General features: G+C 47.4%; 13 protein-coding genes. 11 read left to right on the plus strand and 2 right to left on the minus strand.

The window, feature by feature from the left end:
• Window positions 1-45 precede the first annotated feature (45 nt).
• The 9 genes from L1N97_RS03965 (at window position 46) to L1N97_RS04005 (ending at window position 10,883) form a co-directional block, all read left to right on the plus strand.
• On the plus strand, window positions 46-834 hold the full coding sequence (locus tag L1N97_RS03965) for a 5-oxoprolinase subunit PxpA (protein ID WP_236128877.1): 789 nt from the start codon (window positions 46-48) through the stop codon (window positions 832-834).
• On the plus strand, window positions 822-1,565 hold the full coding sequence (locus tag L1N97_RS03970; protein WP_236128878.1) for a 5-oxoprolinase subunit B family protein: 744 nt from the start codon (window positions 822-824) through the stop codon (window positions 1,563-1,565). Before L1N97_RS03965 ends, L1N97_RS03970 begins: the two co-directional genes overlap by 13 nt.
• Window positions 1,562-2,560: a biotin-dependent carboxyltransferase family protein gene (locus L1N97_RS03975; RefSeq protein WP_236128879.1), complete on the plus strand. Its 999-nt coding sequence runs from the start codon at window positions 1,562-1,564 to the stop codon at window positions 2,558-2,560. Before L1N97_RS03970 ends, L1N97_RS03975 begins: the two co-directional genes overlap by 4 nt.
• Window positions 2,557-3,465, plus strand: a complete 909-nt coding sequence (locus L1N97_RS03980; RefSeq protein WP_236128880.1) for a glutamate cyclase domain-containing protein — start codon at window positions 2,557-2,559, stop codon at window positions 3,463-3,465. The genes L1N97_RS03975 and L1N97_RS03980 overlap by 4 nt, the downstream gene beginning before the upstream one ends.
• Window positions 3,466-3,489: 24 nt before the next feature.
• Complete coding sequence (locus L1N97_RS03985) at window positions 3,490-4,356, plus strand: aminotransferase class IV (RefSeq protein WP_236128881.1); 867 nt, start codon at window positions 3,490-3,492, stop codon at window positions 4,354-4,356.
• Between the two features lie 175 nt (window positions 4,357-4,531).
• Window positions 4,532-4,939: a pilin gene (locus tag L1N97_RS16995; protein WP_329605535.1), complete on the plus strand. Its 408-nt coding sequence runs from the start codon at window positions 4,532-4,534 to the stop codon at window positions 4,937-4,939.
• A 928-nt stretch (window positions 4,940-5,867) separates the two neighbouring features.
• Window positions 5,868-8,300, plus strand: a complete 2,433-nt coding sequence (locus L1N97_RS03995; RefSeq protein WP_236128882.1) for a TonB-dependent receptor domain-containing protein — start codon at window positions 5,868-5,870, stop codon at window positions 8,298-8,300.
• A 135-nt stretch (window positions 8,301-8,435) separates the two neighbouring features.
• Entirely contained in the window at window positions 8,436-9,461 is a 1,026-nt protein-coding gene (locus L1N97_RS04000) for a LacI family DNA-binding transcriptional regulator (RefSeq protein ID WP_236128883.1), read from the plus strand.
• 195 nt (window positions 9,462-9,656) lie between these two features.
• Window positions 9,657-10,883: an MFS transporter gene (locus tag L1N97_RS04005; RefSeq protein WP_236128884.1), complete on the plus strand. Its 1,227-nt coding sequence runs from the start codon at window positions 9,657-9,659 to the stop codon at window positions 10,881-10,883.
• 186 nt (window positions 10,884-11,069) lie between these two features.
• Here the strand turns inward: L1N97_RS04005 and L1N97_RS04010 are convergent, their stop codons facing one another.
• Both L1N97_RS04010 and L1N97_RS04015 read right to left on the minus strand, forming a co-directional pair.
• Window positions 11,070-12,998 (minus strand): alpha-amylase family glycosyl hydrolase, encoded by a 1,929-nt coding sequence (locus L1N97_RS04010; protein WP_236128885.1) that lies wholly within the window; start codon window positions 12,996-12,998, stop codon window positions 11,070-11,072.
• A 309-nt stretch (window positions 12,999-13,307) separates the two neighbouring features.
• Window positions 13,308-14,120: an HDOD domain-containing protein gene (locus tag L1N97_RS04015; protein WP_229584804.1), complete on the minus strand. Its 813-nt coding sequence runs from the start codon at window positions 14,118-14,120 to the stop codon at window positions 13,308-13,310.
• 190 nt (window positions 14,121-14,310) lie between these two features.
• Between L1N97_RS04015 and L1N97_RS04020 the strand changes: the two genes are divergently transcribed.
• A complete protein-coding gene (locus L1N97_RS04020) occupies window positions 14,311-15,144 on the plus strand; it encodes a substrate-binding periplasmic protein (RefSeq protein WP_236128886.1) in 834 nt (277 codons plus the stop codon).
• Between the two features lie 288 nt (window positions 15,145-15,432).
• The gene (gene pilB, locus L1N97_RS04025) at window positions 15,433-17,133 is read left to right on the plus strand and encodes a type IV-A pilus assembly ATPase PilB (protein ID WP_236128887.1); all 1,701 of its coding nucleotides are present in this window, start codon (window positions 15,433-15,435) and stop codon (window positions 17,131-17,133) included.
• Window positions 17,134-17,137 lie beyond the last annotated feature (4 nt).

Genomic DNA, 17,137 nt, shown 5'->3' on the forward strand with positions numbered 1-17,137 from the left:
CTCACGCACACTATGGCAGTTTAGAAAGACGTTAGCGGAGCCGTTATGACAGTACAACAGATCTCGTCAACTGCAGCAGACATGCCTCGAGCCCCCCTGTTACTTAACTGCGATCTCGGCGAAAGTTTTGGTAGCTGGCAAATGGGGCGTGATCACGACGCCATGCCACATATCGATCTTGCCAATATCGCCTGTGGTTTTCATGCCGGCGATGCTAATGTTATGGCACAAACCCTCAGCCTAGCCAAACAACACAAGGTGACCATCGGGGCCCACCCCAGCTATCCCGACTTACAAGGTTTTGGCCGGCGCAGTATGCACTGTTCAGCAGCTGAAATTCGCCATTTGTTACATTATCAAATAGCCGCACTCGATGGCATGGCGCAATGCCAAGGTATGAGCGTTAGCTACGTAAAACCACATGGCGCTTTATATAACGATATGATGAGCCAGCCTGCGGTATGGCAAGCGGTACTAGAAGCTATTGCCAGCTATCATAAACCCCTAAAATTAATGATTTTAGCCACTGCCGACGCCGCTTTACTAAAACAGCAAGCCGCAACAGCCGGTGTGTCTTTATTATTCGAAGCCTTTGCTGATCGCCGTTATACCGACCAAGGCAAGCTAACGCCTCGCGCTCAAGCCGGCGCGGTGTTACATGGCGCAGAAGTGCTCGAGCAAGTCGACCAATTACTCAAAAGCGGCACCGTGACCACCGACACCGGCCGTACCCTCGCCTTGCAAGCCGATACACTGTGCGTACACGGTGATAACCTTGAGGGCATTGCGCAATTACAACAGATCCGAATGCGAGTAAATGCATGTCAGAGATAAATCTTAACCGCTCAGATCTGTTGGTGGGCGGCTTATCCGCTGCAGATTATCATTTACAAATTGCCGGTGAAAATGCGTATATATTGTATTTAACTACGCAGCAAATTAGCCCTGGCGCAGCGCTGCATATTCAAACCGCTATGCAGCTATTACAGCCGTTAGTCGGCTCGGTATTAGTGGAGTTATTACCCTCTTATGCCTCATTACTGATTACCTTTAATCCGCTGCAACATAGTCACTTAACGCTGCGGCCTTTATTGGTTAAGGCTTTAGCCAAACCTGCAGCAAAATTAGCGACCAGTACAGCCAAATGCGTAGAATTGCCCGTGTGGTATAGCGAACAAGACGATTTAGATTTAGTACGGGTGGCCAAAGCCACTGGCTTATCGGTTGCAGAAGTGATTGCACTGCATAGCCAGTGCAGTTATCAGGTATATGCCATTGGCTTTGCACCGGGTTTTGCTTATTTAGGTGAACTCCCGGCCGCATTAGCGTTACCACGCTTAAGCACACCGCGCGCCAAAGTACCGGCCGGTGCAGTCGCCATTGCCGATCGCCAAACTGCGGTGTACCCTGCCGCTTCGCCTGGTGGCTGGCATTTGTTAGGGCTTTGCCCGGTGCCGATGTTTAACGCCAAACAACAACCAGCGATGCCGATGGCCGTGGGCGATCAGGTTAATTTTGTGCCGATCACCGCACGCGAATATAGCTTGTTAGGCGGTCTAGTATGACGAGCATGACGGTACTGCGCATTATCAGCCCTGGGGTGTTAAGTTTAATACAAGACCAAGGCCGCTTTGCCATGGGGGCGCTGGGTTTAACTCAAGGCGGCCCACTCGATTTACATAGCTTTCGCTGGGCCAATGCGTTAGTGGCCAACCCTGTTAACAGCACACTGATTGAACACAGTGTCGGCGGCTTAACATTACAAGCCGTTGCAAACTGCGTGATCGCGGTCACGGGTGCAGAGTTAGCTTTAACCTTAAACGGCAAGGCGGTGCAGTGCTGGCAGGCATTAGCGCTTAAAGCCGGTGACGAAATTGCACTGGGCATGTGCAGTCGTGGCTTACGGGCTTACATTGCGGTTGCGGGCGGTATTGCCGCCCCCGCTCAGTTTGGCAGTAGCGCCACCGTTATGCGCGAGGGTATTGGCGGCTTGCAGCAAAACGGTCAAAAGCTTACCGCAGGGGCTGAGCTCGCTTTAGCAACCAAAGCAAACAGCCATATCAACACCAGTAAAGCGCCGGTTGCCGCCGCCATTCGTCAACGCACCTTACCTGGCGCCACTCCCCTGCAACTGCGCTTAATTGAAGGCTATCAAGCCGCGTTATTTAGCGCCACCGCGCGGGCGCAGTTTTATTTACATACTTATCAAGTCAGCCCACAGTTTGATCGCATGGGCTACAAGTTAAGCGGCCCAGCCATTCGTTGCAGTACCAGCCAGTTGTTATCAGAGGGGATCAGCTATGGCGCCGTGCAAATTCCACCCGATGGCCAACCGATAGTGCTGTTAAACGATCGGCAAACCTTAGGCGGCTATCCGAAAATAGGCAATGTACTATCTCTTGATTGTTGGGCTCTGGCACAGGCCAGTAGCGGTACACAGCTTAATTTCAGCCCAATCACCGCCGCCGATGCACATAATGCTACTCATTTAGCTGCCGCTAGATTACAACGCGAATATCAACACTATGGCATTAGCCCGACTGTTTTGGACACCCTATGACACACGCTGCGCCCAATACCGCCTCAAGCCAACCCATGCTGAACTTAAAGCAATTAAGCCAACAGCTCGAAAACTGCTTGGTGGAGCGCAATTTGCGCGGTATGCAACTGTTACAACCGCATTTACGCCCCGGTTATTTGCTGCGTGCCGCGCGTTTGTTTAACTTACCCGCTGGCAGTACGGTATTAATTGGCACCGGCTTTCCGGTATTAGAAACCTTTGAAACCGATGGCCCGGTCGGCGCCATTGCCCTGTATCAATGCGCACTGCACATGCAGTTAAAGCCGATCATTGTTTGTGGTGATCCGCTGTTTAGCGTATTAAGCCAGCGTTACCAGTGTTTTGCACTGCGGGTCAATCAATATCAACAGTTAGCACAAATTGCCACAGAGGCCTTAGCCGAATTAAAACCAGCCTTGGTGCTGGCTATCGAGCGCCCCGGTTTTAGTGCCAATGGCCGCTATATGAATATGCGGGGTGAAGATATTTCGGAGCGCTGCGCCAGCTTTGATTATTTTTTAGAGCAGGCCGCTTGCCCCACCTTGGCGATTGGCGATGGTGGCAATGAAATTGGCATGGGTAATTTAGCCGCCGTTTTGGGCCAATTAAATATCACACCCAGTGTTACCGAATGCGATGAACTGGTGATTGCCGATGTTTCCAACTGGGCCGCCTGGGGCATTATTGCCATGGTGTCGGTATTACGCGGCGAAAATTTACTGCAACAAACCAACCTACTGGAACTACTACAATACCTTGTTGCTAACGGCTGTATTGATGGCGTTACCCGCGCCAATACCTTAACAGAAGATGGTTTACCTTATAGCGAGGGTGCAGCCCTGATTGCCCGCTTGCAGCAATGGGTAAAAGATGCGTTAAACCCCGTTGCTACGCCAACCCTTTAATTTTTTAACTGACACGAGATATCCATGAGCACAGTCTATTTAAACGGTCATTTTATACCTGCCAGCGAAGCGAAAATATCGCCAATGGATCGCGGCTTTTTATTTGGCGACGGTATTTACGAAGTGATCCCGTCATACCACGGCCGTTTTGTTGGGTTTGCACCGCATATCACGCGCCTGCACAATGGTTTAGCCGAGCTGAGTATTCAACATGGTATGCAAGCCGCAGAGTGGGCCGACATTTGCCAGCAATTACTGACGCTTAATCAACCCAGTATGGGCGATAACCTCGCGGTGTATATTCAGGTCAGTCGTGGCACTGATAGTAAGCGCAACCATGCCTTCCCAACCGATATCCGCCCAACGATCTTTGCTTATGCTTTTGCCATTGCGGCAGAGCCCATCGCCGATAAGCAACACGCCACCACCTATCATGCGGTGACCGGTAACGATTTACGCTGGCAGCGTTGCCATATTAAATCGACCTCGCTGCTTGGTAACGTCTTGCACTACCAACAAGGTAAAGAGCAAGGCGCGCAAGAAATGTTATTGTTCGACCGTGAAGGCTTTTTAACCGAAGGCGCCGCCGTCAATGTGTTTGTAATTAAAAATGCTGAAATCGCTACCCCGCCGCTCTCTAATAAATTGCTACCCGGCGTTACACGCTTGCTGCTATTACAGATTTTACGCCAGCATAGTCAGCTAAAGGTGGTTGAGCGCGACATCAGTTATGCCGAAGTATTGGCCGCCGATGAGATCTGGTTAACCAGCTCCAGCAAAGAGATTGCCCCCGTCACGCTGTTGAATAATCAACCAGTCGGTAACGGCCAAGTGGGTGACATTTGGCTACAAGCACAAAAGTTATTTAGCCAATATAAATACAGCATATAGTACTTTTATACTATTTATTTCTGCCGCTTTATTGCGCAAAACAGCCATAAAGCTGTTATAGAGCAATAAATTAGCAATTTTTTAATTAGATTAAAAAATAGTGCTTGCGAAATGTGAAAAACCGTCCAGAATAAGTATTAGCCCAAGCGGCTAACAAAACTCAGGAGATGTACAAATGATTAATTTACAACGTGCAAAACAACAAGGTTTTACCTTAATTGAATTAATGATCGTAGTAGCGATCATCGGTATTTTGGCGGCAGTTGCTTTGCCTGCTTATCAGAACTATACACAACGCAGCTCAAACGGTGCTTGTTTAGCTGAAGCCAGAGCATACATGGGCAGCGCGGTTGCTGACTTAGCAATTGGCGGTGAAGATTCAGAGGCAAGTGACTTTAACTTAACTAATGTTGCCTGCACTGATCTTGATGCGCTGCCGACTTATGAGCAACACATCGCTGGCGATGAAATCACTTTTACTCCAGTTGCGAGAGGTGCAGCTGGTGAGTTAAGAGCTACAACATGTAATGTTGGTACTGGTTCTTGTGCATTAGATGCTGAAGCACCTGCTGCTGGTGGTTAAAAACGACCTTCGTAAGACCTTCGGACCTTCGGGGTCAGATACCTAACAACAAACCCGCCTCGCGCGGGTTTGTTTTTGCGACTTTCGGAGTCAGACCAGCAATAACCTTCGGGGTCACCCATTAGCCCCTCGGTGTCAATAGCATAAGCGAACCCGCGCACGCCAATGCGCGTATCTTTTTTATTCCTTGTAAACCAATAACCTTCGCATTTTAGTGCTCGTTGGTGGTTATGCGTGTATCGCACCCGTCACCCATCAGGATCAAGGCTCTGGACTCACTGCGTCCTGCCCCTGGCTACTTGTCGCCCCAGAAAACCCTCTGCTCTCCCGCCTGTCCAAGTGATGCAGCTTTGCTGCGACAGAATCATGGTTTTAAACCAACCCCTTGATGGCTCAGGCAGCAGGCGATGTTACAGATACCGAATACAGAAAACGCGGCGCCCTTATAACTTGTCGCCGTTGATATTGGTGTTGATAAGATGGCGTGCGATTAATCACGCCCCCTAAATTATCACGCTAACCAATGATCTTTTAAGTTAACCAAAAAGCAACGATACCAATACCGAACCTCAGTGGTAATGTCATTTTTTCAAAAAAAAACCTGTTTAGTTATTAACCACTCTTGACGACTGCAAATTTTAGAGGTAAAACGTTTAAGATAACTTTAACGTAGCATATCAACTCGAAGAAACAACCAAGTTTATGTTTGAAAGCGCTTAGCTGACTTTGCTGTTATTGGTTAAAACTAGCAAAATTGACTTAGTCTGCTACTATAAATCAAAGAATGCTGCAAAAGCACACTTGATAATGAAATTATACAAACGCTATTTTTCGCCTTTTATCTGAAACGATTTAGATGGAGTCAAAAAGTAGGCTGAAGCACCGTATGATAATAATATTTATTCAAGACCGACAAGGGAGACACCAGATGAAAACAACACCAAATCGCCGTTCTTATTTGGCGCTGGCTATTAGCTTAGCCTTAACGGCTAATGCTGTGCAGGCGCAACAAGACAACACCGAGACTGAAACCGCAAATGCTGAACAAGCTGCTGAACCCACCGGTTTGGGCTTTGAACGTATTATCGTTACCGGTTCTGTCTCACGTAATCAAACCGTGATGCAATCTAGCGTGTCAGTGAGTGCTTTGACACTAGAAGATATTGATGCGAGTGCGCCAAGATCAACTGCCGAAATCTTCCGTATGCTGCCCGGTGTACGCAGTGAATCAACCGGTGGTGAAGGTAACGCTAACATCGCTGTTCGTGGTTTACCAGTGGCCGCAGGCGGTGCTAAATTTTTAACCTTACAAGAAGATGGCTTACCGGTAGTACAGTTTGGTGATATTGCCTTTGGTAACGCCGATATCTTTGTGCGTGCCGATGCTACCCTCTCGCGGTTAGAAGTGATCCGTGGTGGCTCAGCCAGTACGCTAGCCAGTAATTCACCTGGCGGTGTTATTAACTTTTTAAGTAAAACAGGCGCCGATAATGGCGGCAGTATCGCCATGACGACCGGTTTAAATTACGACCAATTCCGTACTGACTTTGAGTACGGTGGCGATATTAATACGGATACCCGCTTCCATTTGGGCGGTTTTGTCCGTCAAGGCGAAGGCATTCGTGATCCTGGTTATCAAGGTGAACGGGGTTATCAGTTAAAAGCCAATATCACTAAAGAATTTGATACGGGCTATGTACGGCTTTATGCCAAACACTTAAATGACCGTGTTGCCAGCTATATGCCGATGCCAATGCGTGCCGATGGTAGCTCAGTAGCGGGCTACGATTCGCAACAAGATACCCTACAATCCGTGTATTTAACCGAAACCGTGCGCTTAAATGGTGCTAATCAGATCTCGCGCGGTGATATTCGTAACGGGATGAATCCTGAAGTAAATAGCTTCGGGGTGGAAGCCGTTTTTGATTTAGATGATAATTGGACGCTGGATAACCGCTTCCGTATTAGCAGTGTTAGCGGCAATTTTATCACGCCATTCCCAGCCGAAGTGGATAATAGCCAAAGTATTGCCGACAGTATTGCGGGGCCAGGTGCGGTTGTTCGTTATGCGGTAGGACCTCAAGCTGGCGAGCGTTATGATGCCAGTGCCAATGCGATGCGTATTCATACCTTTGATGTTGAGATCAACGATTTCGGTTCAATGGTTAACGACTTAAAACTGTCCCGAAGCATTGGTGAAGTGGATGTGACTTTAGGCTATTACATCGCCGATCAGTCTATTGATATGTCTTGGCTGTGGAATTCCTATTTTATGGCCTTAAAAGGCGATAACGCAGAACTGCTGGATGTTACCGCTGCAAATGGCACAGCGTTTTCTGAAAAGGGTTTATTAGCTTATGGTGTGCCATTTTGGGGTAATTGCTGTCAACGGAATTACAACACCGATTACAGCATCAAAGCACCTTATGCCTCTGCAAGCTGGGGCTTTGGCGATTGGTCGTTTGAAGCCAGTGTTCGCCGCGATATGGGTGATGCGACAGGCACCTATGCGGGTGCTGTGCAAAGTAGCCGTGATATGAATGGCGATGGCGTCATTAGCCAAGTTGAGCAAAGTGTGTCAGGTATCGACTTAGCTAACCCGCAGTTAGTGAATTATGACTGGAGTTACAATTCTTACTCGGTAGGTGCTAACTATCAATACAGTAGAGACTGGGCAGTATTTGGTCGCATCAGTAAGGGTGGCCGTGCTAATGCCGACCGTTTACTCTTTGGCAAAGTTAATGCAGATGGCTCAGTAGCAGCACAAGATGCGGTAGACCAAGTAAAACAGTACGAGTTTGGTAGCAAGAGCCGTCATGGTAATTTAAACCTGTTCGCCACTGTGTTTTTTGCTGAAACCGATGAGCAAAACTTTGAAGCCACGACCCAGCAGTTTTTTGACCGCGTATATGAAGCCAAAGGTGTTGAGTTAGAGAGTAGCTATCGGATTGGTGATTTCGATTTCCGCGGTTCGGTGACTTGGACGGATGCGGAGATCAGCCAAGATGCACTTAATCCAGGTGTGGTAGGTAATACGCCACGTCGTCAAGCCGATTTTATCTATAACTTATTAGCACGTTATACGATGGATAACGCACAAGTCGGTATCACTTTAGTCGGAACGACCGGTGCTTATGCGCAAGATAACAATGATCTGAAGTTTGATGCTTATACGCAGCTGAACGCCTTTGCTAACTATGAGCTAGCTCAGAACTTAACACTGTCAGTCAATGTAAATAACCTATTTGATACTGTGGGTATTACTGAAGCGGAACAAGGCAGTGTACCGGCAAACGGCATTATTACGGCCAGAACCATTAACGGTCGCACGGCTTCGTTAGGTATACGCTATCAATTCTAAGTGAGTTGTGCGCTTTTCTAACTGGCATTGTGAAAAGAGATATGTAAAGCTGCATTAACGTGCAGCTTTTTCGTTTTAGACAATCGGATCTGCGGCGGTAGCACAAGTTTATAAGCAGTTTAAGGATAGTACAGTATGGCAAAAATTACATTGAAATCACTGGCTAAGCACCTAGGCGTGTCCGTGGCAACGGTTTCAAATGCCTTTAATCGGCCTGACCAACTGTCTACTGATTTGCGCAGCCATATCTTGGCCGAAAGTGAAAAGCTCGGTTTTAACGGCCCGAATGCCACGGCGCGCAGCTTGCGCACCGGCCGCTCAGATATGATTGCCATCTTACTCGCCGACTCGCTCGATTATGCCATTAGCGATCCGGTGGCGAGCCAATTGATTAAAGGTATTGCCGAAGTATTACAGCAACAGGGTAAAGATATGTTGTTGCTCTCTGGCAGCAAAGCGGTGCACAGCACGGCCGAAGCCATGCCTGATGGCTTTATTATTTATGGCCGCTCGAAAAGCCCAGAGCAACTCGACCGTGTACTAGCCAGTGGTAAGCCGATGATCACCGTCGACTGTAACCTCCCCGAGGTGGGTTCTGTCAATATCGATAATTACCGTTATGCCTATGACATTGCAGAGTATGCCTTGCAGCAACAAGCCGGTAAGGTCGCAGTACTTGGCTTACGTTTACTCGATTCAGACCGTGTCTGTCGGATGCAACCGAACGAGCTATATCATGAAGAAGAATCTATCGCGCGGCGGCGCCTTGATGGTTATTTAGCGGCGATGCAAGCGCAAAACCGAGCCTTGCCCGCCGAACAAGTGTGGCATATCCCCGTTAATACTCATCATTATGCCGAAATCGCCGCACGTGAAGCCCTTACCCAATATCCTAGACCGCAGTTATTACTCTGTATGAGTGATCGCATTGCCTTAGGGGCCATCGCTGTCGCGCGCCAACTTGGCTTACGCATTCCAGAAGATCTGCGCATTGTCGGTTTTGATGGCATTGAAGAAGCCGAGCGTGCCTACCCTGCGCTAACCACGATTGCCCAGCATAGTGATGAGAAAGGCCGCACGGCCGCCCGTTTGTTACTGAGCGGCCAACAGCAACAACATGTTTTGCTTGATTGTGAGTTGCGTTTACGCGACAGTTGCTAAGGTGCCTGACTTACCGACTATCCTCTTGTGTTAATCTAACAGCATTTTGTTTAAATATCGTGCAGAAGCCTTGCAACTTAATCGTTTAAGGTGTAATTTTAAGATAATTAAAAACAGGCGACGACATGTACTCAGTACAGCGATCACCTGATAAAAATAACGTTAGCCTCAGGCTGATCTTAACAAGGTAGAAACATGCAAAACTCTCAACCGCACGCTGCTGTCGTGGTGGATAACCACACCCATAATCAGGTTAAATGGATGACCTGCCTAATGTTTTTTGTGTTCGCTATGACCACAGATGCCGTTGGCGTTATTATTCCAGAAGTGGTGGCTCAGTTTAATCTAACACTGACGCAAGCCGCCGCCTTTCATTATGTACCGATGATCTTTATTGGTTTATCTGGGTTATTCCTAGGGCAACTGGCCGATCGCTTGGGCCGCAAAAAGATTATCTTATTTGGTTTATTTATTTATACGTTGGCCTGTGTTGCCTTTGCGTTTGGCCAAAGCTTTAACTTTTATTTGTTACTACTGGGCCTGTGCGGTTTAAGTATCGGTTTATTTAAAACCGGTGCCTTGGCGCTAATTGGTGATATCAGTAACAATGCGCAAGGTCATACCCGTTTAATGAATCGGGTAGAAGGTTTCTTTGGCCTCGGTGCCATTGCTGGCCCCGCTTTAGTGGCATTGCTACTGAGTTATGACCTCGCTTGGGAGCAGCTTTACTTGTTAGCTGGCTTTATTTGCGCGGTATTACTGCTGATTGCTTGGCGCATGGATTACCCCGGTTATGTCACGCAAGCGCAAAGCTCGATTTGGGATTGTTTAGCTTTAGTTAAAAACCGCTACGCGCTGGGCTTTTCGCTAGCAATCGCCTGTTATGTGGCAACCGAAGTGGCGATCTTTGTTTGGCTGCCGACCTTACTGCAACAATATGATGGCCAATGGACCACCATGGCAGCACATGCCATCACGGTATTTTTTATTTTACGCACGCTGGGCCGCTTTTTAGCTGAATGGCTGTTAACCCGTTTTTGTTGGACGAGTTTATTGGCTTGGTTTAGTACCGTGATCGCAGCCTGTTTCATCGTCAGTATGTGGCAAGGTATTGCGTGGGCACTGTGGCTCATGCCGCTGTCGGGGCTCTTTATGTCGATGATGTATCCCACCTTAAACTCCAAAGGCATTAGCTGCTTTCCGCGCAATCAACATGGCGCTGCCGCAGGCTTAATTTTGGCTTTTACTGCTTTAGCCGCTGCTTTAGGGCCTTTGTTAATGGGTATTGTTGGCGATATGTTTGGTGATGTGCGCTATGGCTTCTATCTGGCCACCGGCTTTGCCGTGCTGCTGTGTATCGGTTTGTGGTGGAACTTCTTGTTTAACCCGGCAGAGCAGCAACTGCAAAAAGCCACACATTAGTTTAATACAATTCAGTTAAGCGAACCGCGTGGTGCTGAATACCCAACTGATTAATATTACACAGTAGCTCTGAACGTTTTCTCTGTAGTTTGCCCCGCTTGCGGGGCTTTTTTTGTCAAAATTGAATCCATACTCGGCTGAAATTAAAACGGCTTAGAAGACTAAGCCGTAAATGAATAACCGCCTTTAACTCACCGTTGCGCTTAACCAGAGCACTTGGTAAGGCGCCAAATGTAAGCTGCGGCCATGCAATAACTCACCGCTTAACTCTTCGCGCCATTGACTACCCGGAGCCCCCACAAAGACTTGCGGCTCTTCACTAAAATTGACCACACATAACATGCTTTGTTGATCCAATTGCCGCCGATAAGCGAACAAATGCGGATTACCGCTATGTAATATCTCGGTTTGCCCTGCGCCTAATACCGGTAAGCGGCTACGGGTGCGAATAAGCTGTTGCAGCTGAGCATAGATTTTACCTGAGAGACTGTCAGGGTTGTGGGCCTCAGCTAACTGTTGCTCGCTAACAGCAACGCGGTTGACCCAGCGACTATCGTCGCGTTTGTGCGGATCATCCTGATAAGCATAATCATTGAGTAAACCCAGCTCGTCGCCCATATAAAGTAACGGCAAGCCGCCAATACTGAGAATAATACTGTTCAGCAAATAAATACGCGCTAGCGCAAAGTGTAAATGCGTGGTGTTACCACTTTGCACAGCTTGCTCGACACCCGTTAACGACGCCAGCATGCCAGCTACCCGGCAATCACCGGTCACTGGGTTTTGTTGAAATGGCACGCCCGTGGCAAAGCTGCCAGCAAACTGCCCAGTATAGAATTGATTTAAAAATTGCCGATGATGCTCAGGGTTAATGCCTAGCTGCCAGGCGATTTGATCATCAAAAGTCCAGCCAATATCGTCATGGCAGCGAATATAGTTAACCCAACTGCACTGTGGATCAATCGCAAAACGTCGTTGCAATGACTCGGTTAACAAGCGTGTTTTACGGGTCGCTAAGCTATTCCATAGTAAGGCCATTAACAGTGGGTTATAAGATAACTGGCACTCTTGCGGCGCAATGTACTTCACCACTTCATCTGGATGCACTATGGCTTCTGATTTAAATTGTAAAGCCGGCGCTGCTATCGCTGCCACCGCATTAAAAGCACGGATCAAGGTATGCGCTTTTGGCAGGTTTTCACAAGACGTGCCGGCTTCTTTCCAAACAAAGGCTAAGGCATCCAGCCGCAGCACTGCGGCACCCTGATTGGCCAAAAACAACATTTCTTCAGCCATGGCATTAAACACTTCCGGGTTGGCGTAGTTTAAATCCCATTGGAAGCTGTTAAAGGTGGTCCACACCCAACGCTCGGCATGGGGCTCAAAGGTAAAGCAACCGCGACGAATTTCTGGGAAGATTTCTCGTAGCCAGGGCGCATACTGATCGCGTTCTTGCTCGTCGAAAAAAAAGTAATAATCTTGGAATTGCTGCTCACCGGCTTTGGCTTTTTCGGCCCAACGGTGCTCATCCGACGTATGATTAAATACAAAATCGAGCACAGGCCTAATCCCTGCGCTGTGCAATTTTTGCATCAGCTTAGCCAGTTGCGGCATTGAGCCAAGATGCGGCATGGTCTTGCGATAATCGGATACCGCATAACCGCCATCGCTGTTTGGCTCGGGGGCTTTAAACAGCGGCATCAAATGCAAGTAATTGATACCGGTTTGCTGAAGGTAAGGAATACGCTGCTCTAGGCCTTTAAAATCGCCCGCAAATAAATCGACATAACAAGCAGAGCCCAGCGCTGTTGGCGCTTTATGCCACTGCTGCGGATCCTCATCTTCTTGCAGCAAGAAATCCGGTCGCTGTGCCAACGCTTTGGCTAACACCTTTAGTAATTGTTCTAAATGGTAATGGCAATCGTAACGCTCACCATACAGCTGTAAATACAATGGCAGCAACTGCGGTAATAGCTGCTGTAAACGCGCTTCGAGTATAGGCCAACGACTTTTCGCACTGGCTTTAAGTGTCGAACTATAACGTTTAAGAATTGTTGCACATTCAAGTTGTAACTGGCTTGCGTTTTCGAGTAATGCTGTCGCTGTTTTTTGCATGGCGATCTACCTTTGTCTTCTTGTCTTAACCTTGTATATTTGCTTTTATCTTCGGATAATTCAAGTAAAAGCTAAAAAATAAGCAATTTTATTACCGACTTTACGACAGCAAACCATAGCGACCATAAAACACATCTTAATCAATTAAGTTTTATTTTTTTACAAGCGTACTAAAAAGGATATCCGCATACAGATCTGATGTTCACTCATCACCGAAAATGAGCTTGAGTAACGTGAAAGCGGGCTTAGAAAAACACGAGGTTGTTTCAAGCCTACCCGGTAACAAACGGGCAGGCCCTTGCGACGGGCTTAACCCATTAACATTTCAATATCGGCATCAACATCTGGCATGGCTAAAATATGCTTATAAACGTCGTCTAATTGCAGATGGAGAGCATGCGCCAATTTTGCAGGGAATAACTCAAATTGTTCTTTTTGAATATCCTGCTCATGCTCAATTAAATAACGGCTTAATACCAATAATGACGCATAAGGATCTAAGGTGCCGCTCTTCGCGGGTGTATATTGATGTTGAATGGCTTGGGCAATCTCTTCTGGAAAATGCCAATGCCGTGCCAGTTCGGCACCGGCTTGGGTAAAATCAAAACCTAAATGTTTCATCTCAATTTCGCGACGGCGATTACCGGCAGCCACTTCTTGATCAATTAACACCGCCGTTTCCGGTTTAACGATGTGGATTAAATACTCCCCTACACCGTGCAATAAACCGCACGTGTAGGCCACATCGGCATCCGCTTTAATCAGTTTGGCTAAATACTTTGCCCGATTCGCCATCCGAAACGAATAGCGCCAGTAAGCAGGTAAATCGAAACCGGGGATAGCTTTAAAACTGCCGGCTAAACCCACCGATAATACTAGGGTACGCAGGGTGCTGGTGCCAAGCACTAACACGGCATCTTTGACGGAGCCAATTTTACGATGACCGCCATATTTGGCTGAGTTGGCCAAACGCAATACCTTAGCGGTTAAGGCTTGGTCACTGTTTAAAATAGTGGCTATCTGTTCACTGCTCACGGTATCACTTTGAAAACTGGCGATGAGGTCTTGTAACACTTTCGGAATTGACGGCAGGCTAGTGGCTTTTTCTATTAGTTCGCGCATAACAACATAATTCCCATAACGATTAAATGGTCTTAAGTTTCAGCATAGAGCATTTTTGCCTTGATTAGCTATTGCTTTACTGAACTTTTCTGCATTTATTTAGCAATACGCTCCTGCCGAACAGCCTTGCTGGTAAAACAAGCAATAACGCCTACACTTATTAAGTCAATTTAATCTAAGGAGTTTTGCTATGCGCAGTGTTCCTATGTTTTTTTATCCCATTACGCTTATATGCACTAGCCTGCTGCTCACAGGTTGTAAACCGAATACGCCAGCCGCCCCGGCTATGAATCCGATAGCAGAAGTTGCGGTTATCACCGAACCGCTGAAACCCGACGCTTGTCTGTTAAAAGTTGGCTTTGATGCTTGGGAGCCCTACCATTATTTAGGGCAAGCCGCACAACCACAGGGCTTAGATATCGACATTTTGCAAGCGCTGACCAGCGAGCTCAACTGTGAGTTACAACTGGTGCCGGGTGACTGGGCGAATTTATTAAGCCAACTACAGGCTGGTGAACTCGATGTATTACCCGGTGCCTCAAAGAATGCTGAACGTGAAAGTTATGCTTGGTTTTCTGATGCCTATCGACAAGAACAATTTGTGTTACTGACCAGAACCGAGGTGGAGATGGATTATGCCGATTTTCCAGCACTCATCGAGGCAGGCCATACTATCGGTGTCGTTAGTGGTTATTATTATGGTGACTTAATCAATCAATTGTATGGCGAAAAACCGCAAGCCTTTGTAAACGCCCAGATCAGCGAACTCAATTTAGCGCGCTTACAAGATGAAGAGATCAGCGGTGCCTTAGAAGATAGCTTTGTCGCTGCCGCGATTATTCGCCGTAAGGGGTTGAGCCAACAAATACAGCCACACACACTAAGCTTGGCGCCATCTGAGGTGTACTTTATGCTCAGTAAAAAAAGTGTCTCAGAATCACAACTAGCCGAGATTAATCAAGCTATTAGCGCCTTGCAGCAAAATGGTAGCTTGGCTGAATTAATCAGTCGCTATCAGCAATAAGCCGTTTAGCTACTCTGGCTTAAAAAAGCGGCCTAGTAAATGCCGCCGAATAAAAGCGCACTGTTGCTGTGATTCTAACTAGTGAGCTGACTGCCGAGTAAGGTTAACTTGGCAGTATTTTCATAAACAGAACTGACAATGTCATACCGTGCTGCGCTTAGGCTGTGCGAATAAATAAACAATTTGACTATCTGCCGGATAATTGACAGTAAATCTTGAATAGTTAAAGGATACTGGCATACTCTTAACTAATTGTTTAACTTCAAGCTACCGGAGTAAACGGCCACTATGGCGGTGACGAGTAATTCCACCCTGCTCAAGAAATTGATCCAGCAGAGCATAATTGATGGCGATAAAGTAACGAAACTGATTACCGAAAAGGGTAAGCAGTATCGTACTTTGCCTGAACTATTAATCACCGAAAAACTGTTAGATTCGGCTAAGCTGGCGGAAGTGGCGAATAGCGTCAGCCAGCATATTATGCTGGATCTGGACTTCTTTGATGTGAGCTCTATCCCTGAAGACCTACGCAATGAAAAACTCACCCGCAAAAACGATATGCTGCCGTTGGCAAAACGCGGCCGGACTATGTACTTGGCGGTGGTTGATCCGACCAATATGGCGGCGATTGAAGATTTCGAGTTTAACGCTGGCTTAAATGCCGAAATCGTGATTGTGCAGTACGACAAATTAACCAAGCTAATTGAACGCTTATTTGAAAACGCTTATGCCAGCTTAGGCTCAGGTGATGGCGAGTGGGATCTGACGGCCATGGGCGTGGTTGAAGAAGAAACCGACGATGCGCCTGCCGTACAAAGCGATAAAGAAGATCAGCCGATCATTACCTTTATCAACAAGATTTTATTAGATGCTATTCGTAAAGGCGCCTCAGATTTACACTTTGAGCCCTATGAAAAAATGTTTCGGATCCGCTTTCGGATTGATGGCATTTTAACTGAGGTGGCCAGCCCACCGGTCGCACTGTCCACACGGTTATGTGCTCGTTTAAAGGTCATGTCACGGCTGGATATCGCCGAAAAGCGCGTACCGCAAGATGGCCGCATTAAACTGAAACTCTCCGCAAAAAAATCTATCGATTTTCGGGTCAGCACCCTGCCAACCTTGTATGGCGAAAAAATCGTAATGCGGATCCTCGACTCTGATAGCGCCATGCTCGGTATCGATATCTTGGGTTATGAGGACGCACAAAAACAACTGTATTTAAATGCCTTAGCCCAGCCACAAGGCATGATCTTAGTAACCGGCCCTACCGGTAGCGGTAAAACCGTTTCGCTGTATACCGGCTTAGCGATTCTGAATACCGAAGAAACCAATATTTCTACTGCGGAAGATCCGGTCGAAATTAACTTACCCGGCATTAACCAAGTACAGGTGAATGCCCGAGCTGGTTTAACTTTTGCTACCGCTCTACGCGCCTTTTTACGGCAAGATCCTGATGTGGTGATGGTGGGTGAAATTCGAGATTTAGAAACGGCCGAAATCGCCATTAAAGCGGCGCAAACTGGTCACTTAGTGTTATCGACATTACACACCAACTCAGCCCCGGAAACACTAACACGGTTACTGAATATGGGCGTACCGGCTTATAACGTTGCCAGTTCGGTTTCGTTGATTATTGCCCAGCGCTTAGCTCGGCGGCTTTGCCCAAAATGCAAAGTGCAAGAAGAGATTCCGCAGGCCGAATTACTGCGCCAAGGTTATGAAGAGGATGAAGTGCATAACATCAAAATCTTTAAACCGGTTGGCTGTGAGCATTGCACCAACGGCTATAAGGGCCGCGTGGGTATTTATGAAGTGATGCCGATCAGCCCGAAAATGGCGGATATTATTATGCAAAACGGTAACTCCATTGATATCGCTAACCAGGCAAAACTGGATGGTATTAATAACTTGCGCCGCTCCGGTTTATTAAAAGCAGCCGCGGGTGTCACCAGCCTGGCAGAAGTTAATCGCGTAACCAAAGGCTAACGGC

The organism is Rheinheimera sp. UJ63, from assembly GCF_021568285.1.
GTDB classification, from domain to species: domain Bacteria; phylum Pseudomonadota; class Gammaproteobacteria; order Enterobacterales; family Alteromonadaceae; genus Alishewanella; species Alishewanella maricola.

Bases quoted from the DNA above. Each gene is read 5' to 3' on its own strand.
- L1N97_RS03965 (WP_236128877.1), top strand. From the start codon at position 46: ATGACAGTACAACAGATCTCGTCAACTGCAGCAGACATGCCTCGAGCC.
- L1N97_RS03970 (WP_236128878.1), top strand. From the start codon at position 822: ATGTCAGAGATAAATCTTAACCGCTCAGATCTGTTGGTGGGCGGCTTA.
- L1N97_RS03975 (WP_236128879.1), top strand. From the start codon at position 1,562: ATGACGAGCATGACGGTACTGCGCATTATCAGCCCTGGGGTGTTAAGT.
- L1N97_RS03980 (WP_236128880.1), top strand. From the start codon at position 2,557: ATGACACACGCTGCGCCCAATACCGCCTCAAGCCAACCCATGCTGAAC.
- L1N97_RS03985 (WP_236128881.1), top strand. From the start codon at position 3,490: ATGAGCACAGTCTATTTAAACGGTCATTTTATACCTGCCAGCGAAGCG.
- L1N97_RS16995 (WP_329605535.1), top strand. From the start codon at position 4,532: ATGATTAATTTACAACGTGCAAAACAACAAGGTTTTACCTTAATTGAA.
- L1N97_RS03995 (WP_236128882.1), top strand. From the start codon at position 5,868: ATGAAAACAACACCAAATCGCCGTTCTTATTTGGCGCTGGCTATTAGC.
- L1N97_RS04000 (WP_236128883.1), top strand. From the start codon at position 8,436: ATGGCAAAAATTACATTGAAATCACTGGCTAAGCACCTAGGCGTGTCC.
- L1N97_RS04005 (WP_236128884.1), top strand. From the start codon at position 9,657: ATGCAAAACTCTCAACCGCACGCTGCTGTCGTGGTGGATAACCACACC.
- L1N97_RS04010 (WP_236128885.1), bottom strand. From the start codon at position 12,998: ATGCAAAAAACAGCGACAGCATTACTCGAAAACGCAAGCCAGTTACAA.
- L1N97_RS04015 (WP_229584804.1), bottom strand. From the start codon at position 14,120: ATGCGCGAACTAATAGAAAAAGCCACTAGCCTGCCGTCAATTCCGAAA.
- L1N97_RS04020 (WP_236128886.1), top strand. From the start codon at position 14,311: ATGCGCAGTGTTCCTATGTTTTTTTATCCCATTACGCTTATATGCACT.
- pilB (WP_236128887.1), top strand. From the start codon at position 15,433: ATGGCGGTGACGAGTAATTCCACCCTGCTCAAGAAATTGATCCAGCAG.